Genomic DNA, 22,761 nt, shown 5'->3' with positions numbered 1-22,761 from the left:
GCGCCCGTGCGGCCCGGCACTCAATGGATCGGTCAACCGCCGTACGCGGCTGTGACATAGACGGTGCGTGGAGGGAGATGTTCCACGACAGTCACGACCGTTCCGGTCTCGATCCGGGCCTCGCCCACGGCCGGATAGGCGAGGAAGTGCTCGGCCCCGCCCCGGATCCGGACGATCACCTCACCGACGAGACCGGGCCCGACGGTGCCGGTGACCCGGCCGAGCATTCCCACCATCGAGACGTCGTCCATGACCAAAAGGTACGTCAGATCCAGCCCTCCAGAGCGGTCATGAACCCCTCGAAGTCGTCCCGGTGGATGGTGTGTCCGGCGCCGGCGACCGTACGGAGTTCGAAGCCGCGCTCCTTCAGGAGCCGGGCGTTCCCGGGGGACACCAGCCCGCTCGGGTCGGCCAGTGTGATCAGCGAGGGCACCGCCGGGCGCAGCGGCCAGGCGTCCCGCCCGGCGAAGTCCACGAGACCGTGCGCCGTCCGCTCGTCCCACAGCCGGACGGTCTCCGCCTCGACGGCGACGTCCTCCTCCGCCCAGTGGGGGTTGAACTGCCGGATGTGGTCCGCCGTGAAGGCCTTGGCCCGGGTGAACAGCTCGGGGCGGTAGCCGCCGACCCCCGCCGGCAGGTGCCAGGCCGGGTCGGAGTACACCGCCCGGCGCGGTGCCAGCCGCTCCACGGCCAGGGCCAGCGCGAGCGCGCCGAGCGAATGCCCGAGGGCCAGCTCGGCCCCCCGCGGAAGGTTCTCGACCAGGTCGTCGGCGTAGTGCGCCGGGGTGTACTCCGCGGGGCCCGCGGCCCGGTCGCTGAGCCCGTGCCCGCGCAGGTCCACGGCGGTCACGCGGTACCCGCGGCCGGCGAGCGCGGGACCGACCCGGCGCCAGGTGCGATGGTCGCTCAGGATGCCGTGGACGAGCAGCGCGTCCCGGTCGCCGGATCCCCAGGTGGTCGTGTGCAGCCGCACGCTCGTGCCTCTCGCTCCAGGCGCCGGTGCTCCCGGCGCGCGCGGTACGGATCGGACGCACGGCCGGTGCGCCGAGTACGACCGTACGACCGCGTCGCGGGTCGGCGGCGGGTATGCGCCACTCCCCGGGCCGGTGGGGTGGACGGCGGCCAGCCCGGGGGCGGCCGCTCCTGCGTTCTCCCGCGGGCCGGGGGAGACGGGCGGCGGGCGGTGACACGTGCCGGTGACGCGTGTGAGCACGGCCCGGCCCCGAATCCGGCCATCCGGCAGAGCCCGGTCCGGAGGTGTCTGGAAAGATGCCGGAGCGATGAGCCAGTCACCGAGACAGTCCGCCGAGCGTCCCGTACCGACCAGCGCCGATGTCGCGCGGCTCGCGGGCGTGTCCAGAGCCACCGTGTCGTACGTACTGAACAACACCGCGGCCGTACGGATCAGCGAACCGACCCGCCGCCGGGTACGGGAGGCGGCCGAGGAGCTGGGCTACGTACCGCACGCGGCGGCCCGCAGCCTGCGCGCCGGCCACAGCCGGATGGTCCTGCTGCCCACCGCGCACGTGCCCGTGGGCCCGCTGTACAACCGGTTCTTCAACGAGCTCCAGTGGGCGCTGCGCCGCCTCGACTACACCGTGGTGCAGTACGGAAGCCTCGGGCTCGACGGCGACGAGGCCGCCCGCGCCTGGGCCGAGCTCCGCCCCGTGGCCGTCGTCTCCCTCGGCGAGGTCCAGCTCACCCCGCAGGGCGTCGAAGTCCTCAAGCGCTCCGGCGCCAAGGCGGTGATCACCGTCGGGTCGCAGCGGATCGCAGGGGCGCACGCGCTGGTCATGGACCAGGCGCGGGTGGGACGGGTCGCGGGGGAGCACCTGGTCGAGCGCGGCAGCCGCCGGATCGGCGTCGTGGTCCCCGAGGAGCCCGGCCTGGAGATGTTCTCCGGCCCGCGGCTCGACGGCGTCCGCCAGGCGGCCGCGCGGGGCGGCGCCACCGTCATCCCCCTGCCGCTGCGGTACGACGAGGAGTCGGCGGACGCCCTCGCGGCGGGCTGGCGGGAGCGGGGCCTGGACGGTGTCTTCGCGTACAACGACGAGTACGCGATGCTGCTGATGCGGGCGCTCCAGGACGCGGGCGTCGAGATCCCGGGCGATACGGCGCTCGTCGGCTCGGACGACCTCCTCCTCGGGCGGCTGCTGCGGCCCCGGCTGAGCACCGTCCAGATCGACATGGTGATCGGCAGGCACCTGGCCGAGCTGGTCGACCGCGCGGTCCGCGACCCGGAGGCGGTGCCGGAGGCGCACGATCTGATGGCCTCCCGGCTGGTCCGCCGGGAGTCGAGCTGACCCGCCGTCCGGCCTGAGGGCATCCGAGAGCCACGGGTCCCCCTGCGCGGGCCTCCCGCGCGCCGGTTTCCGCGCCCGGTTCCCGGTCGTCCGGCGGGAGCCGCGTCGAGCGCTTAGCGTCGGACACATGAGCAAAGTTCCACAGCGTTTCGAGATCCTGCTCGTTCCCCAGCACGTGCTGGACCGTGGCGGCGCCTCCGTGGACGACAGCGCGGTCCGCTCCGCCGTGGTCGAGGCCACTGGCCGGCAGGGGGCCTCCGGCTATCCGCGCTACGAAGGCCACGGCCTGACCGCCGAGATCGACCCGGAGACCCGTACCGTCGAGGCCCTGCTGGTGGACGGCCGCGAACTCGACTACGGCCTGACGGCGCTCATCCGGACCGCCCCGGCCCCCTGAGACCGGCCCCCTGAGACCGACCCCTGAGACAGGCCGCGCGCCCCCGGCCGGCGCCCTTCCCCTGACTCCCGTACGGCGGATGTAGACGCCATGCATCGGGCTCGGGGCCGTTGACAGGACGAGCGGTCCGGCAGAGACTCGGGCCACGATCACGAAGGAAAGTTCACCAGGCGAACCGATCCTGTCGAAGGTCCCCGTGGGAGAGAACCGATGACCATCCGCGACGTCTTCATCGTCGACGCCGTCCGCACCCCGATCGGCAAGTTCGGAGGCGCCCTCTCCTCCGTGCGCCCCGACGACCTCGCCGCCTATGTCGTCCGGGAGCTGGTCGGCCGCGCCCCCGACCTCGACCCCGCCAGGATCGACGACGTCTACTTCGGCGACGCCAACGGCGCCGGCGAGGACAACCGCGACGTGGCCCGCATGGCCGCCCTCCTCGCCGGCCTCCCCGCCTCCGTGCCCGGTGTCACCGTCAACCGGCTCTGCGGTTCCGGCCTGGAGGCCGTGATCCAGGCCGCCCGCGCGATCGCGCTCGGCGACGCCTCCGTGGTCGTCGCGGGCGGTGTCGAGTCGATGTCCCGCGCGCCCTGGGTCCTGCAGAAGCCCGAGCGCGCCTTCCCGGCCGGGCACCAGCAGCTGCACTCCACGACCCTGGGCTGGCGCATGACCAACCCCCGGATGCCCGCGGAGTGGACCGTCTCCCTCGGCGAGGGCGCCGAACTGATCGCCGACAAGCACGGCATCACCCGTGCGCGGCAGGACGCGTTCGCGCTGGCCAGCCACGAGAAGGCGGCCGCGGCGTGGGCGAAGGGACTGTACGACGGCGAGGTCGTCCCCTACCCGGGCGCGGAGCTCGCCCGGGACGAGTGCATCCGGGACACCACCTCGCTCGAGGCCCTCGGCCGGCTGAAGCCCTCGTTCCGCCCGGACGGGGGCACGGTCACGGCGGGCAACGCCTCGCCCCTCAACGACGGCGCCGCCGCCCTCCTCCTCGTCGACGAGGAGGGGCTCCGGGAGACCGGCCGCGAGCCGCTCGCCCGGATCCGCGCCTCGGCCGTCACCGGCATCGAGCCGCAGCTCTTCGGGCTCGGCCCGGTCGAGGCGGTCCGGCGGGCGCTCGGCAAGGCCGGCCGCTCCTTCGCGGACCTCACCACCTTCGAGCTGAACGAGGCCTTCGCCGCCCAGTCCCTCGGCTGCCTCGCCGAGTGGCCGGAACTCGACCCCGGCATCGTCAACCCGCGCGGCGGCGCCATCGCGATCGGCCACCCGCTGGGCGCCTCGGGCGCGCGGCTCGCCGGCTCGGTGGCCCACCAGCTCGCGGCGGCCGGCTCGGGCACCGGCCTCGCCGCGCTCTGCATCGGGGTCGGCCAGGGTCTCGCGCTGGTCCTGGAGCGCTGAACCCGCCGTCTGCGGCGCGGCAGCACGAAGGGGCGGTACGGATCTCTCCCGTACCGCCCCTCCGTCCGTCCCTGCCGGCCGGGCCTACTGCTTCGCTTCCTCGATCGACTTGCGCACCTCATCCATGTCGAGCTTGCGCGCCTGGCCGATCACGTCCTCCAGGGCGGCCTCCGGCAGCGCGCCGGGCTGCGCGAACACGGCCACGTTGTCGCGGACGATCATCAGCGTCGGAATCGAGCGGATCTCGAAGGCGGCGGCCAGCTCCTGCTGGGCCTCGGTGTCGACCTTGGCGAACACCAAATCCTCGTGGCGCTCGGACGCCGCCTCGAAGACCGGCGCGAACTGACGGCACGGACCACACCAGGAAGCCCAGAAGTCGATCAGAACGAAGTCGTTGTCACTCACGATCTGGTCGAAGTTTTCCTTGGTGAGCTCAACAGTGCTCATACTTCCTGCCTCTCCGGTCTCCTGGCGGTGTCCTTACGGTCCCCTGGGGACTCGCCCCGCACAACGGCGCGTCGAGCCTCGCTATTCCGGGACCGCAGGGCGGCGCCTTCCCCTGTGGCCACCGCGCACACCTGCCACCAGACTGGGGCCATGACTCAAGCGGTGAAGCAGGCGTACGACGTGGTGGTGCTGGGAGCGGGACCGGTGGGCGAGAACGTGGTCGACCGGGCCCGGGCGGCCGGACTGAGCGTGGCGGTGGTGGAGAGCGAACTGGTCGGCGGCGAGTGCTCCTACTGGGCGTGCATGCCCAGCAAAGCGCTGCTCCGCCCGGCGATCGCCCGTTCCGACGCCCGTGCGGTCCCCGGTCTCCGCCACCTGGTCCAGGGCCCGCTGGACGCCCGGGCCGTGCTCGCCCACCGCGACTACTACGTCTCGGACTGGAAGGACGACGGCGCCGTCGGCTGGCTCGACTCGACAGGCGCGCGCCTGGTCCGCGGACACGGTCGCCTGACCGGAGTCCGCGAGGTCGCCGTCGAAGGCCCCGAGGGCGAGCGCCACCTCCTCACCGCCCGGCACGCCGTCGCCGTGTGCACGGGCAGCCGCGCCGCCCTGCCCGACCTGCCGGGCCTGTCCGGCGCCCGGCCCTGGACCAGCCGCGAGGCCACCAGCGCGCACCACGTCCCGGACCGCCTCGTCGTGGTGGGCGGGGGAGTGGTGGCCGCGGAGATGGCCACCGCCTGGCAGGCGCTCGGCTCGCACGTCACGATGCTGGTACGCGGCGGGGGCCTGCTGGAGCGGATGGAACCGTTCGTCGGTGAGCACGTCGCCGACGCCCTGACCGAGCGCGGGGCCGACATCCGTACCGGAGTCTCCGTGTCCGCCGTGGTCCGCGACGGGGGTACGGGACCGGTCACCGTGGTCCTGGAGGGCGGCGACCACGTCGAGGGCGACGAGGTCCTCTTCGCGACCGGCCGCGCTCCGCGCACCGACGACATCGGCCTGGAGACCGTCGGCCTGGAGCCCGGCTCCTGGCTCACCGTCGACGACAGCCTCCGGGTCACCGGCCACGACTGGCTCTACGCCGTCGGCGACGTCAACCACCGGGCCCTCATGACCCACCAGGGGAAGTACCAGGCCCGGATCGCGGGCGCCGCCATCGCCGCGCGCGCGGCCGGGGACGCTCTGTCCGGCAGCGATCCCTGGGGCGCCCATGAGGCCACCGCCGACCACGCGGCCGTACCCCAGGTCGTCTTCACCGACCCGGAGGCCGCGGCGGTGGGCCTCTCGCTCGACGAGGCCCGGCGCGCCGGGCACCGCGTCCGCGCCGTCGACCTGGACCTCTCGGGCGTCGCGGGCGCCGGGCTCTATGCCGACGGCTATCGCGGCCACGCCCGCATGGTCGTGGACCTGGAACGCGAGATCGTCCTCGGCGTCACCCTCGTCGGGCCCGGGATCGGCGAACTCCTGCACTCGGCGACGATCGCCGTCGCCGGCGAGGTCCCGATCGCCCGCCTCTGGCACGCCGTCCCCGCCTACCCGACGCTGAGCGAGGCGTGGCTGCGGCTCCTGGAGGCGTACCGCGACGGCGCGGGCACGTCATGAGCGGTACGGCAGCGTCATGAGCGGGACGGGCACGTGCGGGACGGGCGGGACGGGCGGGACGGGCACGTGCGGGACGTACGAGGCGTGCGCCACGTACGGCACGTGCGGGACGGGCGCCCGCGAGGGTCGGCGCGCGAGGGGAGGCGTGATGCCGTGAACGGCGTCCCGCAGGCCCCGAGGGATGGTTCCTCGGGAGAGCTCGCCAACGACTACGACGGCCCGTGCGCGGTGTGCGGGGCGGTGGTCGCCGCGGGTGCGGGCGTGCTCCGGCACGGCCGCACCGGCGGCTGGAAGGTCTACCACCCCGAGCACGTACGGGAACCCACACCCCCGGCCCGCCTGGACCACTCCGGCTGGCACCGCCGGCCCCTCCTGGCCCTGGACATCGCGACCACCGGGAACCGGGCGGCCGTCGACCGGATCCTCACCGCCTCCGTCCGGACGAGCGACGGCGTGGTCCGAGATTGGATCGTGGATCCTGGATCCAATCTCCTGTCGGTGGCGCCCGGCAAGGCACATGGCATGACCATCGAACGGGCCCGGCGGGAAGGCGTTCCGGCCGCGGACGCCCTCGGCGAGGTGGCCGACCTGCTCGCCGGACACCTGGCCGCGGGGGAGCTTCTGGTCGTGTGGTTCGCCCCGCACGTCCTCTCCCTCCTCCACGCCGAACTGCTGCGCCACGGCGTGGAGGTGCTGACGGCGCGACTGCCGGGCGGCGTTGCCCCGGTCTGCGACCCCCTCGTCCTGGACCGTCACGCGGACCGCTACCGCCCGGGGCGCCGTTCCCTGGAGGCGGTCACCCGGTGGTACGGCATCCCGCACACCCGCCCCGGCGACGCGGCCTCCGACGCCGAGGCCACCCTCGCCCTCGCCCAGGTCGTCGGCGCCTGTTATCCCGCGATCGCCCGGCTGTCCCGGCCCGTGCTCCACGCCGAACAGATCATCTGGAACGCGGAGTCGTCCCGTCACCGCCCCGGCGCCCCGGACTGGCCCATGACCCCGGTGGAGCCCCTGCCGTGGGAGGATCCGCCAGCACGCTGACCCCGGCCCCGGCCCCTGACCCCGGCCCCTGACCCCGGCCCCGGCATCCGGCCGCCGGGGCCGTCGGCGTCAGGCTTCCGGAGTCTTCGGAGCCCGCTCCTGAGCCCGTACCGGCACCAGGCGGGCCGCCGCCGCCCGCGCCGCCTCCAGAGCCGGGCGGGGATCGCGCCCCTGCTCCTGGCCGAGGACCACCCGGGTGCTCAACCCGTCCAGGAGGGCCAGGAGTTCGGAGGCGCGCGCGGTCACCTCGGCCGCGTCCATCGGGGCGAAGCGGCGCTGGGCCACCCCCTTGGCGAGCAGCGCTTCCAGGTCCTCCTGCCAGCCGCGGTCCAGCTCCCGCTGCGCCTCGCCCAGGGACTCGTTGGCGGGCGTGCGGGCCCAGAGCTCGATCCACAGCGTCCAGCGCGGGTCACGCGGGCCGCGGGGGAGGTAGAGCCTGAGGAAGAGGTCGAGCTTTCGCTCCGCCGTCAGTCGGCGGGACAGCAGCGACCGGCGCTCGTCGGCGAGCGCCGACTCGCTCCACCGCAGTGCGGCCAGCAGGAGCAGGTCCTTGCTGCCGAAGTAGTACAGGATGTGGCCGCCGCTCGTGCCCAGCCGTTCGGCCAGCGCCGACATCGTGAGCGCCGTCAGCCCGTCCTCGGCGATCGCCGCCATGGCCTCTTCGAGCATCCGCTCCTGGGTGATGTGCCCGTCGCGCCGTCGTGCCCCTGCCACCCGCTCCGCCTCCGCCGCGCCGCTCTGACGATGGTCACGACTCTAACCGCAGGTCCTCGAGGTCTTGACGCAGTGGGCCCCCGTCGCACATCTTGAATGTCGTTCTAAGTTCTAGAACAGCATTCAAGGTCTGCGGAGTGGTGGGAGCCGGAGTGGACACAGCACGACAGGCACAGGCGCGACAGGACAGAGCGGCCGCCGACGGCCGCGACGAGGTGTTCCAGGTCGAGGGCCACGGCATCGACCCCATCCCCGACGCCGAGCGCCACGGCGGCGCCAAGGACCTCTTCTGGCTCTGGTTCGGCTCGAACCTCACCTTCACCTACGTGATCAACGGCGCCCTCGCCGTCGCCTTCGGCCTCTCCTTCTGGCAGGCCACCGCCGTCGTCGTCATCGGCGGGCTCTCGTTCTTCGCCATCAGCGCCGCCGGACTCAGCGGCGTCCGCACCGGCACCGCCACGCTCGTCATCTCCCGCGCGGCGTTCGGCGTGCGCGGCAACTGGCCCGCCGGCCTGCTCAACTGGATCGTCAGCATCGGCTACACCATCGTCAACACGGTCGTCGGCACCCTCGCCCTCGAAGCGCTGTTCGCCCACCTCGGCTGGGCCGCCGGCGGCACCACCCGCGCCCTCGCGCTCGCCCTCACGCTGACCATGACCTTCGCCGTCGCCCTCTGGGGCCACGCCACCGTCCAGTTCGCCGAACGCTGGATGGCCTACGCCCTCGCCGTCGGCTTCGCGGCCCTGCTGGTCTTCGTCCTGCCCGGCGCCGACACGGCCGCCCCGGCCACCGGTCCCGGCGCGGCCGGCTGGAGCCTCGCTTTCGTGGTCATGCTCGCCGGCCCCTTCTCGTACCTCCCCATGCCCGCCGACTACACCCGCTACCTCCCCCGCACCACCTCCCTCAAGGCCCTCACCTGGAGCGGCGCCCTCGGCGGCTTCCTCTCCTCCGTGGCCCTCGGCGTCGCCGGTGTCGCGGCCGCCACCCAGACCGACATGACGGACGCGGTCGCCGGCGCGGAGGGACTGCTCCCGGGCTGGTTCCGGCCGCTCTTCCTCGCGCTCGTCCTCGGCGGCTCGGTCACCAACTCGATCATCACCCTCTACTCCTCCAGCCTGAACCTCCAGGTCCTCGGCATCCCGTGGAGCCGCGCCCGCGCCATCGTCATCAGCGCCGCCGTCACCGCCCTCGGTTCGCTCGGCGCGCTCTTCCTCACCGACTTCACCACCTCCCTCCTCGCCTTCCTCTCCCTCCTGATCATCGTCTTCGCCCCCTGGGGCGGCGTCTTCCTCGCCGACATGGTGCTGCGCCGCTGCCGCTACGACTCCGCGTCGCTGCACGCCGGCGAGCGGGGGGCGTACTGGTACCGCGCCGGCTGGCACCCCGCGGGGATGACCGCGCTGCTCACGGGCATGGTCTTCGCGGCGCTCACCTGCGACTCGGAGCTGTGGACGGGCCCGCTCGTGGCCCCGCTCGGCGGAGCCGACCTCACCCTGCTCGGCGCGGCGGTCTCGGCGCTGGTCTATCTCCTCCTCGCACGCCGTACCGTCACGCCCACCCCCGTCCCCGTGCCCGCCTCGCACCCATAACCCCGCCGCTCCCCACGCGGCCACACACCACGCGCGCGCCCGTCCCGCCCACGGACCGGCCCGCGTCTCGCACACGGACCAACACCCCTACGCGGCCGGCCCGCGTCCCGCACACGGACCAACACCCCTACGCGACACCACGCACCCGACCCCGCACCCCTCACCCGGAGTTCACGCGCATGCTCACCCCCACCCCCACCCCCGCCGACCTCGTCCTCACCCGCGCCCGGATCCACACCGTCGACCCCGAACTGCCGGAGGCCGAGGCGATGGCCGTACGCGACGGGCGGATCGTCTGGCTCGGTGCCGACGCCGAGGCCGCCGCCTGGGTCGGACCCGACACCCGGATCATGGACGCGGGCGGCCGTCTGGTCCTGCCCGGCTTCATCGACGCCCACAACCACGTGCGCCTCGGCTCCGACGACGCCTGCGTCCAGCTCGCCGGGGCCCGTACCCTCGACGCGATCCACGAGCGGATCACCGCCTGGCGCCAGGACCACCCCGACGCCGAGTGGATCGAGGCCGAGGCCTTCGACTACTCCGCGATCCCCGGCGGCCGGATGCCCACGGCCGCCGACCTCGACCCGGTCACCGGCGACACCCCCGCCCTCGTCCTCAGCTACGACGTGCACACCGCCTGGCTCAACACCGCGGCCCTGCGCCGGCTCGGTGTCACTCGGGACCGTACGAGCCTGCCGTTCGGAGAAGCCGCCACCGACCCGGCCACCGGTGAACCCACCGGATTCGTCAAGGACTTCGCCGTCAAGGGCCTCTCGCGCGACGGTCACCGCGCGCTGCGCGACCTCGGTGTGCCGTGGGCGGCTCCCGACCGGCAGTACGGCCGGCTCGCCAAGAGCCTCGACGACGCCATCGGCTACGGCATCACGACGGTGGTCGAACCCCAGAACTCCCTTGACGACCTCGCCCTCTTCGAGCGGGCCCGCGCCGAGGGCCGGCTCCGCTCCCGGATCGTCGCCGCCCTCTTCCACCCGCGCGGCACCACCGACGCCGACCTGGACGCCTTCGCCGCCGCGGCCCGGACCCACGCCGACGACCGGCTGCGGGTGGGCCCGCTGAAGCTCTACATCGACGACGTCGTCGAGCCTCGTACGGCCGCGCTCCTGGAGCCGTACGCCGGGTGCGGTCACCACCGCGGCGACACGTTCTATCCGGCGGAGGAGTTCGCCGACCTGCTGACCCGGCTCGACGCCCGCGGCTTCCAGTGCTTCGTCCACGCCACCGGTGACCGGGGCATCCGTACGGTCCTCGACGCCGTCGCCCGCGCCCGGGAGGTGAACGGGCCGCGCGACGCCCGGCACCAGGTCGTCCACGTGGAGTGCCTCGACCCGGCCGACACGCCGCGCTTCGCCGCGCTCGGCGTCGTCGCCTGCATGCAGCCGCGCCACGCCGCTCCGGACATCGCGGGCCCGGGCCAGGACTGGGCCGAGAACATCGGCCCCGATCGCTGGCACAAGGCCTGGCCCCTCCGGAGCCTGCACGCCGCCGGGGCGGTGCTGGCGCTCTCCAGCGACTGGAACGTCGCGGAGATGGACCCCATGGTCGGCATCTACACCGCCGCCACCCGCCGCCCGCTGCGGGGCGGCGGGGAGCCCTGGACGCCCGAGGAGACGATCGACGTCACCACCGCCGTCGAGGGCTACACGATGGGCTCGGCCTACGCCAACTTCCTGGAGGACGAGCGCGGTTCGCTGACGGTCGGCAAGCTCGCCGACTTCGTGGTCCTGTCCCGCGACATCCTCCGCGTGGACCCGGAGGACATCCCCGGCACGGTGGCCGAGACGGTCGTGGTGGGCGGCGAGGTGGTCCGTACCGCGGCACGCGCCTGACGCCGGTCGCGCACCGGGCACGCCGCGGCGTGCCCGGTGCGGCGCCGATCAGAGCCGGGCGAGGATCTTCCGCAGCCGGTCCACCTCGGCGGTCTGGGTGCGGACGACGTCGTCGGCGAGCTTCCGGGCCGTGGCGTTACGGCCGTCCTTCCGCTCGGCCTGCGCCATCGCGACGGCTCCGTCGTGGTGGGCGATCATCAGCTCGGCGAACCTGCGGTCGAACGCCGTGCCCTTCGTGGCGGCCAGCCCCTTCATGTCCCGCGCGGACATCATCCCGGCCATCTCGTGCCCGCCCCGGCCGTCGTGGGCGGCGGACTCCGGCTTGCCCCACCCGGCGAGCCAGGACCTCATCTTCCGGATCTCGGGGCCCTGGGCCTTCTCGATCTCGGCGACGAGCTTCCTGATCCCGGGGTCCTCGGCCCGCCCCTCGGCCAGCGCGGCCATCTCCAGCGCCTGCTCGTGGTGGGGGATCATCATCTGCGCGAACATCACGTCGGCGTCGTTGAACGCGCCGGGCGCGGTGTCGCCGCCGGAACCGGAGACGGATGCGGACGCGGAGGGGGCCGTGTGCGTCGTGGACGCGGAGTGCTCGGCGCCGTGGGCCGGGCCGTTCGCCGACGTGTCGGCGGAGCCGCAGGCGGAGAGCAGGAGACAGGCGGTGGCCAGGCCGCCGGCGGCGGTGAGCTTCCGGGAGATGGGGTTCGTGAAGGCACGCATGTGTGTCACACCTCGTGTGCTGTCGGTGCGGCGTACGCCCGTGCGTACGCGCGAAAAGGCTGAACGAACGCGGAGGCGGGCAGCGCGAGGCGGCCCGCGGTGGCGATCGGCCTAGATCCGCAGGATCGACAGCTCGGCGAGGTCGGGTGTTCGGGGCGGCGGGGCGTTGGGGCCCAGCGCGGGCAGGAGGCGGGCGAGGAGCCGGGCCGGCCAGTCGGGGCGACGGGCAAGCGCCGCGCGTACCAGCCCCGCGATCAGCCAGACGCCGAGGACGGCCACACAGAGCGTGGTCATGTCCATCGCCATGCCGGAGTCGTGGGACGGGGCGGGCGCCCCGCTCTCGGGGGCGTGCCCGGGTCCGGCGCCGCTCTGGTGCGCGGGTGCGGCTTCGGCGGGGGAGAGAGGGGCGGTGCCGGTGGTGTCGTGCCCGGAGGAGCCCTCGGGGTGGCCCACCGCGTGCATCACGAAGACGCCGAGCGCGAGCACGACGACGAGCAGCAGGTGCGCCAGGGCGCCACCCGCTCGCCAGTCGTGCCGTCCCGGCCGTCGCGCGTCCACGGCCCGCACCTCCCGCCCCGACCCTACCGAAGCCCCCGCCGCTCCCAGGTGGGGGCTCACCCTGACTCGTGGCCGAGGGTCACTCCGGAGATTCCCCGGACATCGCGGCCGCCAGCCGGAGATGGGGCGCGGCCTCCGCGGGCCGCCCCTGCCGCTCCAGGGTGCGGCCGAGCATGAGGCGGGCGTAGTGCTCCACCGGGTCGCGGTCGAGGACGGCGCGCAGCTCGGTCTCGGCGCGCGAGAGCTGCGCCGAGTGGTAGTAGGCACGGGCGAGGAGCAGGCGCTGGGCCGTCTGCTCGGGGTGCTCGGCGACCAGACCGCGCAGGATGCGCGCGGCGGACTGGTACTCCTTCGCCTCGAAGAAGAACCGCGCGCGATCCCAGCGCTCGCCGGCGGTCCCGAACTCGTAGTACGTCTCGTTCATTTCGTTCTCCTTCGCCGTGCCCCCGTTCTGCCACCCTGGGGGAGGTGTCCGCCTCAACGCCCTCGTTTGGTTGAACATTCCACTAACATGGTCGCGTGGGCGCCCCCACCCCGTGCCGGACAGGAATAGGTTGAGCGTCATGAGCAATCTTGATCGACAGGCCGCCCTCAACGTCTGCGGCGGCCGCGGCTTCGTCGTCGCCGAGCCGGTACGGGAACTCCTCAGCCCCCGACGTGTCCAGCTCGGAGAGTCCACCGAAGTCCGCCGTCTGCTCCCCAACCTCGGCCGCCGGATGGTGGGAGCCTGGGCCTTCGTCGACCACTACGGCCCCGACGACATCGCGGACGAGCCCGGCATGCAGGTGCCGCCGCACCCGCACATGGGGCTCCAGACGGTGAGCTGGCTGCACGAGGGGGAGGTGCTGCACCGCGACAGCACGGGCAGCCTCCAGACGATCCGACCCCGCGAGCTGGGCCTGATGACCTCGGGCCGGGCCATCTCCCACTCGGAGGAGAGCCCCCGGCCTCACGCGCGCCTCCTCCACGGCGCCCAGCTCTGGGTCGCCCTCCCGGACGCCCACCGGAACGTCGAGCCGCACTTCCAGCACCACGCCACGCTGCCGCAGGTCACCGCCCCCGGTCTCACGGCCACGGTGATCCTCGGCGCACTCGACGGAGCCGAGTCCCCGGGCACCGCCTACACCCCCCTTGTCGGCGCGGACCTGGCCCTGACGGCGGGCGCGGAGGCCGCTCTCCCCCTCGAACCGGACTTCGAGTACGCGGTCCTCTCCATGTCGGGCGAGGCCCACGTCGACGGCGTACCGCTCCTGCCCGGCTCCATGCTCTACCTCGGCTGCGGCCGCACCGAACTGCCCCTGCGCGCCGTCTCCGACGCCGGGCTGATGCTCCTGGGCGGTGAGCCGTTCGAGGAGGAGATCGTCATGTGGTGGAACTTCATCGGACGGTCCCACGAGGAGATCGCACAGGCCCGCGAGGAGTGGGCGAAGGGCTCCCGGTTCGGGCACGTGGAGGGTTATGCCGGGGGGCGGTTGCCTGCTCCCGAACTCCCGCCCGTAGCGCTGAAGCCGCGGGGAAGGGTCCGCTGACCTGCACTGCCATGCTGCGAACAGGCCGAGCACGGGTACGCCGATATCGAGTAGGCGGCCCCCGTCGCATCAGCCGGTACGTGCCACGTCAAGGGCGCGTGTGAGGGCAGGTGCAGGGCCCATGTGCTGCGGGAGCAGTCGAACGCGCGTGGTGAGCCGGGAACCGTCGGCTCCGCGTGCTTCCTGGGGCGTCGTGCCGGACACTGCTGTATAAGGGTCGGCGCACTTCGCGCGGCTCATGACGAGACATTCAGGCGTGCTCGTGGTCCCGCTCTGGTTGTGGATGGCGTTCGCCGCGACGGTGGTGGTGTCGCTGGCGGTGGATCTGCTGGCCCACCGCACCGCGCACGTGATCGGCTTCAAGGAGGCAGCCGCCTGGAGCGGACTATGGGTGAGTCTTGCCCTGATCTTCGGTGGCGTCGTCTTCCTCGTCCTGGGTACGACCGCCGGCACCGAGTACACGACGGCCTGGCTGCTGGAGAAGAGCCTGTCGGTCGACAACCTGTTCGTCTTCGCCGTGATCTTCGCGTACTTCAAAGTGCCCCGCGCCTACCAGCACCGAGTGCTGTTCTTCGGCGTCATGGGCGCCCTCGTCTTCCGCGGAATCTTCCTCTCTCTCGGCGTGGCCGTGGTCAGCCGGTTCACCGCGGTGCTGTTCGCCTTCGCGGCGGTGCTTTTCTACAGCACCTACAAACTCCTCAAGGACGAGGAGGAGAGCTTCGACCCGGGCCAGAGCTTCGCCGTACGGATGCTGCGCAAGGTCATTCCGGTGCGGGACGAATACGCCGGGGCGAAGTTCTTCGTCAAGGAAGCCGGCAAGCGCGTGGGCACCCCGCTGCTGGCCGTGGTCGCCGCCATCGAGGCGGCCGACCTGATCTTCGCCGTCGACAGCGTGCCCGCCGTCCTCGCGGTCAGCGACGACGCGTTCATCGTCTATACCAGCAACGCCTTCGCCATTCTCGGTCTGCGGGCCCTCTATTTCATGCTCGCGGGGCTCCTGGACCGCTTCCATTATCTGAGCAAGGGCCTGGCGATCATCCTTTCCTTCATCGGCGTCAAGCTCATCCTCCAGGCGTCCCACAAGATGATCAGCCCCGGCATCCCGGAGATCCCTTCACCGATCAGCCTCGCTGTGATCGTCGTCGTACTGGCGGGCTCCGTCGTACTGAGCATCAGACGACCGGCCCCTGGAGGCTCCCCGGGGCATGCCGACGCGCAAGGGGACGTCACCGCGGTTGCCGAGCCCCGCGAGGCGCGTGATGCCCTGCCTCCGGCGGATGAACCCCTGCCCCTCGCCGGTTCACCGGCCGAGGACCATGAAGCCCGTCGCCGCGGGGGACGGCAGGGCAGTCAAAGCCTTCCCAACGCGCAAAAACGGGCATATCGTAAAGATATGGTCAAGAGCAAGCATAAGATTGACATGTATGAGTGTCCGACCTGCCGGCAGTCCGTGCCGTCCGCGGTGCATCGCCACAAGACCCTCGGTGTCTTCGTTCCCGTCCGGGGGCCGGGCGCGTGCGAGAACCGAGACTGTCCCGACTACCGCCTGGATCCCAGGAACAAACCTCCGTCCGGTGCCGCGTAGCCACTCGAACCGAACGTCGCGTTCCGTGGTGCGGATGCTCCGCGTCCGCCACGAACCGCCGACCCGGCTCAAGGCCCAAGACCGGCCCCCGTGGACGTATGGCCGGTCAACTCCCGTCCCACAGGCGGTCCCTGCGTCTCCTCGGTGATTCGGCGTGTGCCTCCCGCGGCTGGTTAGATCGGTCGGGGTGACCGGGGATGAGGACGTGACGGTCGCCCGGGTGTGGCAGAGGGAGGCACGGATGAGCAGGGTCGCGTGGACGGATACGGTGCCGGGCGCGCCGCGTTGTACCGCTGACGGCAACGACAGGATCCGCGTGCGGGGCGCGCGGGTGAACAACCTCAAGGACATCAGCGTCGAGATCCCGAAGCGGCGGCTGACGGTGCTGACCGGTGTCTCCGGATCCGGCAAGAGTTCGCTGGTGTTCGACACGATCGCCGCGGAGTCGCAGCGGTTGATCAACGAGACGTACAGCGCCTTCCTGCAGACCTTCATGCCCACGCTGGCGCGGCCCGAGGTCGACGTCCTGGAAGGGCTGACGACGGCGATCATCGTCGACCAGGAGCGGATGGGGGTCAACATCCGCTCCACCGTCGGCACCGCGACCGACGCCCACGCCATGCTGCGCGTCGTCTTCAGCCGACTCGGCGAGCCGAGTGCCGGGCCTCCGTTCCACTACAGCTTCAACCAGCCCGCCGGCGCGTGCCCCCGCTGCGAGGGGACGGGCCGGGTGACCGATCTCGACCTGACGCAGTTCTACGACGAGAGCAAGTCGATCAACGAGGGCGCGATCACCGTTCCCGGTTACAAGGTCGGCAGCTGGTTCGTGCGGATCTTCGCCGGGTCGGGTTTCGTCGACCCCGACAAGGCGGTCCGCGACTACACCGAGACGGAACGGCACGACTTCCTGCACCGCGAGCCCACCAAGGTGAAGGTCGACGGCATCAACGTCACCTACGAGGGGCTGGTCCCCAAGGTGCGCAGGTCGGTGCTGTCCAAGGACGAGGACGGGCTGCAGCCGCACGTCCGGGCGTTCGTGGAGCGGGCGGTCACCTTCGTCACGTGCCCCGACTGCGAGGGGGCCCGGCTGGGCGAGGCGGCCCGGGCGTCCAGGATCAAGGGGATCAACATCGCCGACGCGTGTGCGATGGAGGTCCGGGACCTGACCGCGTGGGTACGCGGGCTGGACGAGCCGTCGGTCGCACCCCTGTTGGCGACCTTAGGGCAGACCCTCGACTCGTTGGTCGAGATCGGGCTCGGGTATCTGTCGCTGGAGCGGCCCGCGGGCACGCTGTCGGGCGGTGAGGCGCAGCGCGTGAAGATGGTCCGCCATCTCGGCTCCCCGCTCAGTGACATCACCTACGTCTTCGACGAGCCCAGCACGGGTCTGCACCCGCACGACATCCAGCGGATGAACGGCCTGCTGCTCCTGCTGCGGGACAAGGGCAACACGGTGCTCGTGGTCGAGCACAAGCCCGAGGTCATCGCCATCGCCGACCATGTGATCGATCTCGGGCCCGGCGCCGGGACGGCCGGCGGCACCGTCTGTTTCGAGGGCGGCGTCGAAGGGCTCCGAAGCAGCGGCACATTGACCGGTCGTCACTTCGACGACCGGGCGTCGCTGAAGAAGACGGTCCGGAAGCCGGTCGGTGCGCTGGAGATCCGCGGGGCGCGGGCGAACAATCTGCGGGACGTCGACGTCGACCTTCCGCTCGGGGTGCTGACGGTGGTGACCGGGGTCGCCGGATCCGGGAAGAGCTCGCTGCTGCACGGGTCGATCCCGGCGGGCGCCGGGGTGGTGTCGGTCGACCAGGCGCCCATCCGCGGCTCGCGGCGCAGCAACCCGGCCACCTACACCGGTCTGCTGGAGCCGATCCGTAAGGCCTTCGCCAAGGCCAACGGCGTCAAGCCCGCCCTGTTCAGCGCCAACTCCGAAGGCGCCTGCCCCACCTGCAACGGCGCCGGGGTGATCTTCACCGACCTGGCGATGATGGCCGGAGTCGCCACCACCTGCGAGGAGTGCGGCGGCAAGCGGTTCCAGGCAGCGGTGCTGGAATACCGGCTCGGCGGGCGGGACATCAGCGAGGTGCTGGCGATGCCGGTGGCGGAAGCGGACGAGTTCTTCCGTACCGGCGAGGCGCGCGTCCCCGCCGCCCAGGCCGTCCTCGGCCGGCTGGCGGACGTCGGGCTCGGCTACCTGACCCTGGGCCAGCCGCTGACCACGCTCTCCGGCGGTGAGCGGCAGCGGCTGAAGCTGGCCACGCACATGGCGGACAAGGGCGGGATCTACGTCCTGGACGAGCCGACCACGGGTCTGCACCTCGCCGACGTGGAGCAGTTGCTCGGGCTGCTGGACCGGCTGGTCGACTCGGGCAAGTCGGTCGTCGTCATCGAACACCACCAGGCGGTGATGGCGCACGCGGACTGGATCGTCGACCTCGGCCCCGGCGCCGGACACGACGGCGGCCGCATCGTCTTCGAAGGGACCCCGGCGGAGCTCGTCGCCGCCCGCTCCACCCTCACCGGCGAGCACCTGGCCGCTTACGTCGGCCTCTGATCCGCCCGGCCCGTGCGTGCCGCCGCCCGCGTCAGCGCCCTGCCGCCGAGGAGGAGGGGGCGAGGTGCCCGCGCAGGATCTCGCACACGTGGTCACGCCGGGCGTCCAGGAAGAAGTGGTCGCCGGGCAGTTCGTGGAACGCGAAGGCCCGGCGGGTGAGGCGGGCCCAGGCGGCCGCTTCCGAGGGCCGTACGTACGGGTCGGCGGTACCGGTGAGGGCCACGATCGGGCAGTCGAGGGCCGGCTCGTCGCTCCGGCGGTAGGTCTCGATGGCCCGGTAGTCGGCGCGGATGGCGGGCAGCAGGACGCCGAGCAGTTCACTGTCGGCGAGGACGGCCGGGTCCGTCGCGCCCAGGCGCTCCAGCTCCGCCGCCAGCAGGCCGTCGGGCAGGGCGTGGATCCCGCGGTCGCGGCGGGCCGATGGCGTGCTCTGGCCGGAGACGAAGAGGGTCCGCGGACCGTCGCCCCGCGCCTGGGCCCGCAGCGCCACCTCGTAGGCCACGGCGGCCCCCATGCTGTGCCCGAAGAAGGACAGGGGGCGGCTCAGGAGCGGACGTACCGCGTCGGCCACGTGGTCGGCCAGCTCGCCGACACTGTCGACGAGCCGCTCCCGGAAGCGATCCTGTCGGCCCGGGTACTGGACGGCGAGGAGCTCGACGTCCGGAGCGAGCGCCACCGCCATCGGACGGTAGTAGGCGGCGGTGCCGCCGGCGTGGGGGAAGCACAGGAGCCGCACGGACGCGGCAGGCGCCAGACCGAAGCTGCGGATCCAGGGACCGATCGGGAAGGGCACGTGTTCTCCGAGGTGTTTCGGGGCAAGGTGGGCACCGCATTTCCATGATTGGGACCGGGGCGACGCGTGTCCCGCCGGCGGGACACCCGCCGCATTTCCGCTCGCCCGGTCGTGGCATGCCCGGTCACGCTTCCCTTGATGCGTATTTCTGGACGTCGATATGGTTTTGCGAGCCAATAAGTCGGTGCAGGGCACGTCGGTAAAGCGCCTGCGCCTTTTTCTTGATGGTGCCGCCGGAGGGGAAATCGACAGTAATGTCAATCGATGTGTTGGCAGTCGACGTCGGGAAGGCCCTCGACAGCGTCGACGAATGGCTGAATTCCTATATCACCCAACCCCATGAGCAGCTCGGCCGGTCGGGCGCGGTGTGTCCGTTCGTGGCACCCGCCAGGAGGGTGCACGCGGTCGAGACGGCGGTGCGGCTCGTGGGGCCCGCCGCCAGTCTGCCGTTGATCAGAGAGATCATCCGCTGCGGTCTCGACGAGTTCGAGCACCTCGACTGGCGGGCGTCGAACCCGACCCTGCGGTCGCTGCTCATCGTGCTGCCGGACCTGGCGCCCGAGGCGTTCGCGCTGCTCGACGAGGCGCACGCGCAGGTCAAGACCGAGAGCGTGGGACGCGGCCTGATGATCGGCCAGTTCCATCCGCAGTGCGCGGAACCGGCCGCCCACAACCCGACCTTCAAGGTCAGCCGGTCACCTGTGCCGCTGGTCGCGGTGCGGGCGATGGCGGTGCACGACATCCTCTTCCTCGGTGAGCGGGCGGACTGGTTCGCCGAGTATCACCGTCGCTTCGGCGCGCGGTACCGGTCCCGGCCGGACGGGATCGGGCCGCTGCTGACGACGCTGTACCACAAGGCCCTGAGTCTGCACGGACCTGGAGGGACACCGGATGACCGCCGCGCGACCGGGTGAACAGCGGAACGACGCGGTGGTGACGCGCTGCCCCTACGGCGGGGCGGCGGGCGCGCCCCCGACCGAGTACGCCGAGTACGCCGAGATGGACGCTCTCCTCGCGTTGCAGCATCCCCGCACCGCGGCGGCCACCGAACCCGGCTTCATCATCATGAGCCAGGTCATGGAACTCCTCTTCAAGCTGCTGCACATCGAATTCACGGCGGTCCGCGACCGGGTGGACGACGACGATGTGGACGCCGCGCTGTGGGCGTTGCGCCGGGCCGCTCGGGTGCAGCAGGTGGCATTGTCGTCGTGGGACTTCTTCAGCGCGATGACACCCGGAGAATTCGCCGAGTTCCGCGAGGTGCTGGGTGGCGCCTCCGGTTTCCAGTCCGCCTCGTACCGGCGGCTGGAATTTCTGCTCGGGAACAAGAATCCGCGGATGGTGCTTCCGCACCGTGACGCGTCGAGCCATGAGGCGGTGTCCCGGCAGTTGCACGAGCCGAGCCTCTACGACGCCGTGCTGGCCCTGCTGCGTCGCCGCGGCCTTCCGGTCGCGGACGCCGTGCTGGCGCGCCCGTGCGAGGCGCCGTACGAACCTCACGACAGTGTGGAGCGGGCCTGGCACGAGGTGTACGGGAACAGTGAGGCGCACCGCCCGCTGTTCCTCCTCGGAGAGGCGCTGACCGATGCCGCCGACGCCTTCGCCCGGTGGCGCTACACGCATCTGACGGTGGTGCAACGGGTGCTCGGGGGCAAACCCGGCACGGGCGGCACCGAGGGCGTGGCGTGGCTGGAGAGCATCAGCGGCCACCGCTTCTTCCCGGAGCTGTGGTCCGCGCGGTCGTCCCTGTAGGGCGCGTCCCCGAAGTCCCGTCCGGCCGTGCACGCCTGGCACGCCCCGCGGGTCCCGCTGTCACCTCATCGATCACCGACCACACGAGGGAGCTCATCATGGCCAAGGCCGGTCCCGTCGACCACGAAGACCTCACCCGGATCCTCTTCGGCGCCTCCGCCTTCCACCTGCTGCACGCCGGCTGTGAACTCGGTCTGTTCACCCGGCTGCACGAGGAGGGGCCGCTCACCACCGAGCAGGTGTGCGCCACGTTGAAGCTGGAACCCCGGGCGGCGCAGATCCTGTTGCTGGGCACGACCTCGCTGGGCCTCACCGCCCGCAGGAGCGGCCGCTACCTCAACGCCGAGCTGATCGACGCGATGCTGTCCGACGGCACCTGGAGCATCATCGAGGACCTCGTGGAGTTTCAGGACCGGATCACGATGCCGGCCGCGGCCGACCTGGTGGAGGCGCTGAGGCAGAACACCAACGTCGGGCTGCGCAGCATCCCCGGCGAGGGCGACGACCTGTACCACCGGCTGGCCTCCCAACCGCAACTGGAGGCGCTCTTCTACCGCTGCATGCGCTCGTGGTCGCGCCTGTCCAACCCGGTCCTCGTCGACCGGGCCGATCTGAGCGGGGTGTCCCGGGTGCTGGACATCGGTGGTGGCGACGGGGTGAACGCGATCGCGCTGGCGGAGGCGAACCCGGGGACGTCCTTCACGGTGGTCGACATGCCCGGCGCACTCGACATCGCGAGCGGCCGGATCACCGAGCGCGGACTGGACGACCGGATCTCCGTACGGGCCGGGGACATCTTCGCCGACGACTACCCGGCGGGCCACGACTGCGTGCTGTTCGCCAACCAGCTCGTCATCTGGTCGCCCGAGCAGAACACGGCGCTGCTGCGCAAGGCGTTCGACTGCCTGCCGCCGGGCGGCCAGGTGCTCATCTTCAACGCGTTCTCGGACGACACGGGCGACGGGCCGTTGTACGCCGCGCTCGACAACGTCTACTTCGCCACGCTGCCGGCCCCGGACAGCACCCTCTACCACTGGGGGGAGTACGAGGAGTGGCTGCGAGCCGCCGGGTTCCAGCGGGTCGAACGGCTGCCGGGCGGGACGTGGACGCCGCACGGGGTGCTGCGCGCCTGGAAGTAGGGGGGAACAAGGGAGGGTGGGACGGGCGGTGCGCCCGTCCCACCCTCCCTTGCGGGCGTCACCCGGGAAGGCTGGCCAGCGCCGCCTCGTCGAGAGTCCTGAGCACCCACTGCTCGAACTCGTCCCCGGAGAGCTCGGCGGCCTTGCGCCACCGCTGCACCCGCTCGGCCGGGGCGCTGAGCTTGGGCAGGTAGTCCTTCGGCGGCTCGCCCTTGCCGTCGCCCTGTCGGTGGGAGCGGATGTTGCGGCGCAGTTCGTTGCGTGACCAGTTGAACTCGTCGGCCATGTCCAGCCACTTGTCCTGCTCGCAGGGCGGCAGCGAACTCACCTCGGCGTGGTGCTGGAAGCTCAGCGTCTCGCGGCGGCGGCTGAGCTCGAACTTGCGGACCACCCACGCGTAGTTGCGCAGGGTCTGGTAGTCGAGGCCGCAGGCCTCGATGGCCCTTAAGTACCGGTCCGAGAACTCCTCCTGTCCGTACACCAGCCAGTCGCCGAGGCACCAGGACGAGGAGTCGACGATGCGGGAGATCTGCGAACCGACGTTCTGCCATCGTTCGAAGGTGAGGGCCGCGGGAATTCTCAGTCCGACGCGTGTCGTGAGGATGTCCTTGCCTTCGCGCCCGCCTTCGGTTCCTCCTCTCCGGAGGGGCGTTCTGGCAGACGGGCGGTTTCGCTGAGCCTGGTCCACGGAGTGCTGCATACGAACCTCTCTTCCGGCGGTGCTCGTGCCTCTGGGCATGCAGAGGCCGCATGGTTGAGGTGATTCGGGCGACGTACGCGACGAAGTGCCGGC

General features: G+C 72.0%; 21 protein-coding genes and 1 pseudogene. 13 read left to right on the top strand and 9 right to left on the bottom strand.

Features of this window, described 5'->3' with window-relative positions; translation table 11 throughout:
* Positions 1 to 32: 32 nt before the first annotated feature.
* The gene (locus tag ACZ6RC_RS10795) at positions 33 to 251 is read right to left on the bottom strand and encodes a hypothetical protein (RefSeq protein ID WP_365716109.1); all 219 of its coding nucleotides are present in this window, start codon (positions 249 to 251) and stop codon (positions 33 to 35) included.
* 14 nt (positions 252 to 265) lie between these two features.
* Positions 266 to 973: an alpha/beta fold hydrolase gene (locus ACZ6RC_RS10790; RefSeq protein WP_469580961.1), complete on the bottom strand. Its 708-nt coding sequence runs from the start codon at positions 971 to 973 to the stop codon at positions 266 to 268.
* 307 nt (positions 974 to 1,280) lie between these two features.
* On the opposite strand from ACZ6RC_RS10790, the gene ACZ6RC_RS10785 reads away from it, so the two are divergent.
* The 3 genes from ACZ6RC_RS10785 to ACZ6RC_RS10775 all read left to right on the top strand — a co-directional run bounded on the left by ACZ6RC_RS10785 (position 1,281) and on the right by ACZ6RC_RS10775 (position 4,098).
* Positions 1,281 to 2,303: a LacI family DNA-binding transcriptional regulator gene (locus ACZ6RC_RS10785; protein WP_469580958.1), complete on the top strand. Its 1,023-nt coding sequence runs from the start codon at positions 1,281 to 1,283 to the stop codon at positions 2,301 to 2,303.
* Between the two features lie 127 nt (positions 2,304 to 2,430).
* The gene (locus ACZ6RC_RS10780) at positions 2,431 to 2,700 is read left to right on the top strand and encodes a hypothetical protein (RefSeq protein ID WP_453610700.1); all 270 of its coding nucleotides are present in this window, start codon (positions 2,431 to 2,433) and stop codon (positions 2,698 to 2,700) included.
* Between the two features lie 210 nt (positions 2,701 to 2,910).
* Complete coding sequence (locus ACZ6RC_RS10775) at positions 2,911 to 4,098, top strand: thiolase family protein (protein ID WP_469580955.1); 1,188 nt, start codon at positions 2,911 to 2,913, stop codon at positions 4,096 to 4,098.
* Between the two features lie 84 nt (positions 4,099 to 4,182).
* On the opposite strand, the gene trxA is transcribed toward ACZ6RC_RS10775, so the two are convergent.
* Positions 4,183 to 4,545: a thioredoxin gene (gene trxA / locus ACZ6RC_RS10770; RefSeq protein WP_391134125.1), complete on the bottom strand. Its 363-nt coding sequence runs from the start codon at positions 4,543 to 4,545 to the stop codon at positions 4,183 to 4,185.
* A gap of 150 nt (positions 4,546 to 4,695) precedes the next feature.
* On the opposite strand from trxA, the gene ACZ6RC_RS10765 reads away from it, so the two are divergent.
* Entirely contained in the window at positions 4,696 to 6,147 is a 1,452-nt protein-coding gene (locus tag ACZ6RC_RS10765; protein WP_453610697.1) for a dihydrolipoyl dehydrogenase family protein, read from the top strand.
* Positions 6,148 to 6,300: 153 nt separating this feature from the next.
* A complete protein-coding gene (locus ACZ6RC_RS10760; RefSeq protein WP_469580950.1) occupies positions 6,301 to 7,188 on the top strand; it encodes a 3'-5' exonuclease family protein in 888 nt (295 codons plus the stop codon).
* A 69-nt stretch (positions 7,189 to 7,257) separates the two neighbouring features.
* Here the strand turns inward: ACZ6RC_RS10760 and ACZ6RC_RS10755 are convergent, their stop codons facing one another.
* Positions 7,258 to 7,902 carry a TetR/AcrR family transcriptional regulator gene (locus tag ACZ6RC_RS10755; RefSeq protein ID WP_391134117.1) on the bottom strand — a complete coding sequence of 215 codons (645 nt, stop codon included), beginning with the start codon at positions 7,900 to 7,902 and terminating at the stop codon, positions 7,258 to 7,260.
* Between the two features lie 152 nt (positions 7,903 to 8,054).
* Here ACZ6RC_RS10755 and ACZ6RC_RS10750 point away from each other — a divergent pair, with 152 nt between their 5' ends.
* Together ACZ6RC_RS10750 and ACZ6RC_RS10745 are read left to right on the top strand one after the other, a co-directional pair.
* Entirely contained in the window at positions 8,055 to 9,491 is a 1,437-nt protein-coding gene (locus tag ACZ6RC_RS10750) for a purine-cytosine permease family protein (protein WP_469580947.1), read from the top strand.
* A 179-nt stretch (positions 9,492 to 9,670) separates the two neighbouring features.
* On the top strand, positions 9,671 to 11,338 hold the full coding sequence (locus tag ACZ6RC_RS10745; protein WP_469580944.1) for an amidohydrolase: 1,668 nt from the start codon (positions 9,671 to 9,673) through the stop codon (positions 11,336 to 11,338).
* A 48-nt stretch (positions 11,339 to 11,386) separates the two neighbouring features.
* On the opposite strand, the gene ACZ6RC_RS10740 is transcribed toward ACZ6RC_RS10745, so the two are convergent.
* The 3 genes from ACZ6RC_RS10740 to ACZ6RC_RS10730 form a co-directional block, all read right to left on the bottom strand.
* Complete coding sequence (locus tag ACZ6RC_RS10740; RefSeq protein WP_469580941.1) at positions 11,387 to 12,055, bottom strand: DUF305 domain-containing protein; 669 nt, start codon at positions 12,053 to 12,055, stop codon at positions 11,387 to 11,389.
* 111 nt (positions 12,056 to 12,166) lie between these two features.
* The gene (locus ACZ6RC_RS10735; RefSeq protein ID WP_469580938.1) at positions 12,167 to 12,613 is read right to left on the bottom strand and encodes a DUF6153 family protein; all 447 of its coding nucleotides are present in this window, start codon (positions 12,611 to 12,613) and stop codon (positions 12,167 to 12,169) included.
* 79 nt (positions 12,614 to 12,692) lie between these two features.
* Positions 12,693 to 13,037 carry a tetratricopeptide repeat protein gene (locus ACZ6RC_RS10730; protein ID WP_469580935.1) on the bottom strand — a complete coding sequence of 115 codons (345 nt, stop codon included), beginning with the start codon at positions 13,035 to 13,037 and terminating at the stop codon, positions 12,693 to 12,695.
* A gap of 139 nt (positions 13,038 to 13,176) precedes the next feature.
* Here ACZ6RC_RS10730 and ACZ6RC_RS10725 point away from each other — a divergent pair, with 139 nt between their 5' ends.
* From ACZ6RC_RS10725 to ACZ6RC_RS10715, 3 genes and pseudogenes are all read left to right on the top strand, one after another.
* On the top strand, positions 13,177 to 14,142 hold the full coding sequence (locus tag ACZ6RC_RS10725; RefSeq protein ID WP_469580932.1) for a pirin family protein: 966 nt from the start codon (positions 13,177 to 13,179) through the stop codon (positions 14,140 to 14,142).
* 256 nt (positions 14,143 to 14,398) lie between these two features.
* Positions 14,399 to 15,331, top strand: a pseudogene (locus ACZ6RC_RS10720) (TerC family protein); the annotation flags it as partial.
* 637 nt (positions 15,332 to 15,968) lie between these two features.
* Positions 15,969 to 18,284: an ATP-binding cassette domain-containing protein gene (locus ACZ6RC_RS10715; protein ID WP_469580929.1), complete on the top strand. Its 2,316-nt coding sequence runs from the start codon at positions 15,969 to 15,971 to the stop codon at positions 18,282 to 18,284.
* Between the two features lie 31 nt (positions 18,285 to 18,315).
* Here ACZ6RC_RS10715 and ACZ6RC_RS10710 read toward each other — a convergent pair whose 3' ends face one another.
* Positions 18,316 to 19,077 carry a thioesterase II family protein gene (locus ACZ6RC_RS10710; protein WP_469580926.1) on the bottom strand — a complete coding sequence of 254 codons (762 nt, stop codon included), beginning with the start codon at positions 19,075 to 19,077 and terminating at the stop codon, positions 18,316 to 18,318.
* A 254-nt stretch (positions 19,078 to 19,331) separates the two neighbouring features.
* Here ACZ6RC_RS10710 and ACZ6RC_RS10705 point away from each other — a divergent pair, with 254 nt between their 5' ends.
* The 3 genes from ACZ6RC_RS10705 to ACZ6RC_RS10695 all read left to right on the top strand — a co-directional run bounded on the left by ACZ6RC_RS10705 (position 19,332) and on the right by ACZ6RC_RS10695 (position 21,968).
* A complete protein-coding gene (locus ACZ6RC_RS10705; RefSeq protein ID WP_469580923.1) occupies positions 19,332 to 19,991 on the top strand; it encodes a DUF6875 domain-containing protein in 660 nt (219 codons plus the stop codon).
* Positions 19,969 to 20,829 (top strand): tryptophan 2,3-dioxygenase, encoded by an 861-nt coding sequence (locus tag ACZ6RC_RS10700; RefSeq protein ID WP_469580919.1) that lies wholly within the window; start codon positions 19,969 to 19,971, stop codon positions 20,827 to 20,829. Before ACZ6RC_RS10705 ends, ACZ6RC_RS10700 begins: the two co-directional genes overlap by 23 nt.
* Before the next feature lie 98 nt (positions 20,830 to 20,927).
* Positions 20,928 to 21,968 (top strand): methyltransferase, encoded by a 1,041-nt coding sequence (locus tag ACZ6RC_RS10695; protein WP_469580916.1) that lies wholly within the window; start codon positions 20,928 to 20,930, stop codon positions 21,966 to 21,968.
* Positions 21,969 to 22,026: 58 nt separating this feature from the next.
* Here the strand turns inward: ACZ6RC_RS10695 and ACZ6RC_RS10690 are convergent, their stop codons facing one another.
* On the bottom strand, positions 22,027 to 22,668 hold the full coding sequence (locus tag ACZ6RC_RS10690; RefSeq protein ID WP_391134085.1) for an LmbU family transcriptional regulator: 642 nt from the start codon (positions 22,666 to 22,668) through the stop codon (positions 22,027 to 22,029).
* Between the last annotated feature and the right edge of the window lie 93 nt (positions 22,669 to 22,761).

It is taken from the genome of Streptomyces sp. NPDC048353 (assembly GCF_055587165.1).
The sequence above is the reverse complement of the archived record's forward strand: the minus strand, read 5'-3'. Positions and strand labels throughout refer to the sequence as shown.

What these genes read in the sequence shown, in the direction of transcription:
- ACZ6RC_RS10795 (WP_365716109.1), bottom strand. Translation starts at nt 251, where the DNA reads ATGGACGACGTCTCGATGGTGGGAATGCTCGGCCGGGTCACCGGCACC.
- ACZ6RC_RS10785 (WP_469580958.1), top strand. Translation starts at nt 1,281, where the DNA reads ATGAGCCAGTCACCGAGACAGTCCGCCGAGCGTCCCGTACCGACCAGC.
- ACZ6RC_RS10780 (WP_453610700.1), top strand. Translation starts at nt 2,431, where the DNA reads ATGAGCAAAGTTCCACAGCGTTTCGAGATCCTGCTCGTTCCCCAGCAC.
- ACZ6RC_RS10775 (WP_469580955.1), top strand. Translation starts at nt 2,911, where the DNA reads ATGACCATCCGCGACGTCTTCATCGTCGACGCCGTCCGCACCCCGATC.
- trxA (WP_391134125.1), bottom strand. Translation starts at nt 4,545, where the DNA reads ATGAGCACTGTTGAGCTCACCAAGGAAAACTTCGACCAGATCGTGAGT.
- ACZ6RC_RS10765 (WP_453610697.1), top strand. Translation starts at nt 4,696, where the DNA reads ATGACTCAAGCGGTGAAGCAGGCGTACGACGTGGTGGTGCTGGGAGCG.
- ACZ6RC_RS10745 (WP_469580944.1), top strand. Translation starts at nt 9,671, where the DNA reads ATGCTCACCCCCACCCCCACCCCCGCCGACCTCGTCCTCACCCGCGCC.
- ACZ6RC_RS10740 (WP_469580941.1), bottom strand. Translation starts at nt 12,055, where the DNA reads ATGCGTGCCTTCACGAACCCCATCTCCCGGAAGCTCACCGCCGCCGGC.
- ACZ6RC_RS10730 (WP_469580935.1), bottom strand. Translation starts at nt 13,037, where the DNA reads ATGAACGAGACGTACTACGAGTTCGGGACCGCCGGCGAGCGCTGGGAT.
- ACZ6RC_RS10725 (WP_469580932.1), top strand. Translation starts at nt 13,177, where the DNA reads ATGAGCAATCTTGATCGACAGGCCGCCCTCAACGTCTGCGGCGGCCGC.
- ACZ6RC_RS10715 (WP_469580929.1), top strand. Translation starts at nt 15,969, where the DNA reads ATGAGCAGGGTCGCGTGGACGGATACGGTGCCGGGCGCGCCGCGTTGT.
- ACZ6RC_RS10705 (WP_469580923.1), top strand. Translation starts at nt 19,332, where the DNA reads ATGTCAATCGATGTGTTGGCAGTCGACGTCGGGAAGGCCCTCGACAGC.
- ACZ6RC_RS10700 (WP_469580919.1), top strand. Translation starts at nt 19,969, where the DNA reads ATGACCGCCGCGCGACCGGGTGAACAGCGGAACGACGCGGTGGTGACG.
- ACZ6RC_RS10695 (WP_469580916.1), top strand. Translation starts at nt 20,928, where the DNA reads ATGGCCAAGGCCGGTCCCGTCGACCACGAAGACCTCACCCGGATCCTC.
- ACZ6RC_RS10690 (WP_391134085.1), bottom strand. Translation starts at nt 22,668, where the DNA reads ATGCAGCACTCCGTGGACCAGGCTCAGCGAAACCGCCCGTCTGCCAGA.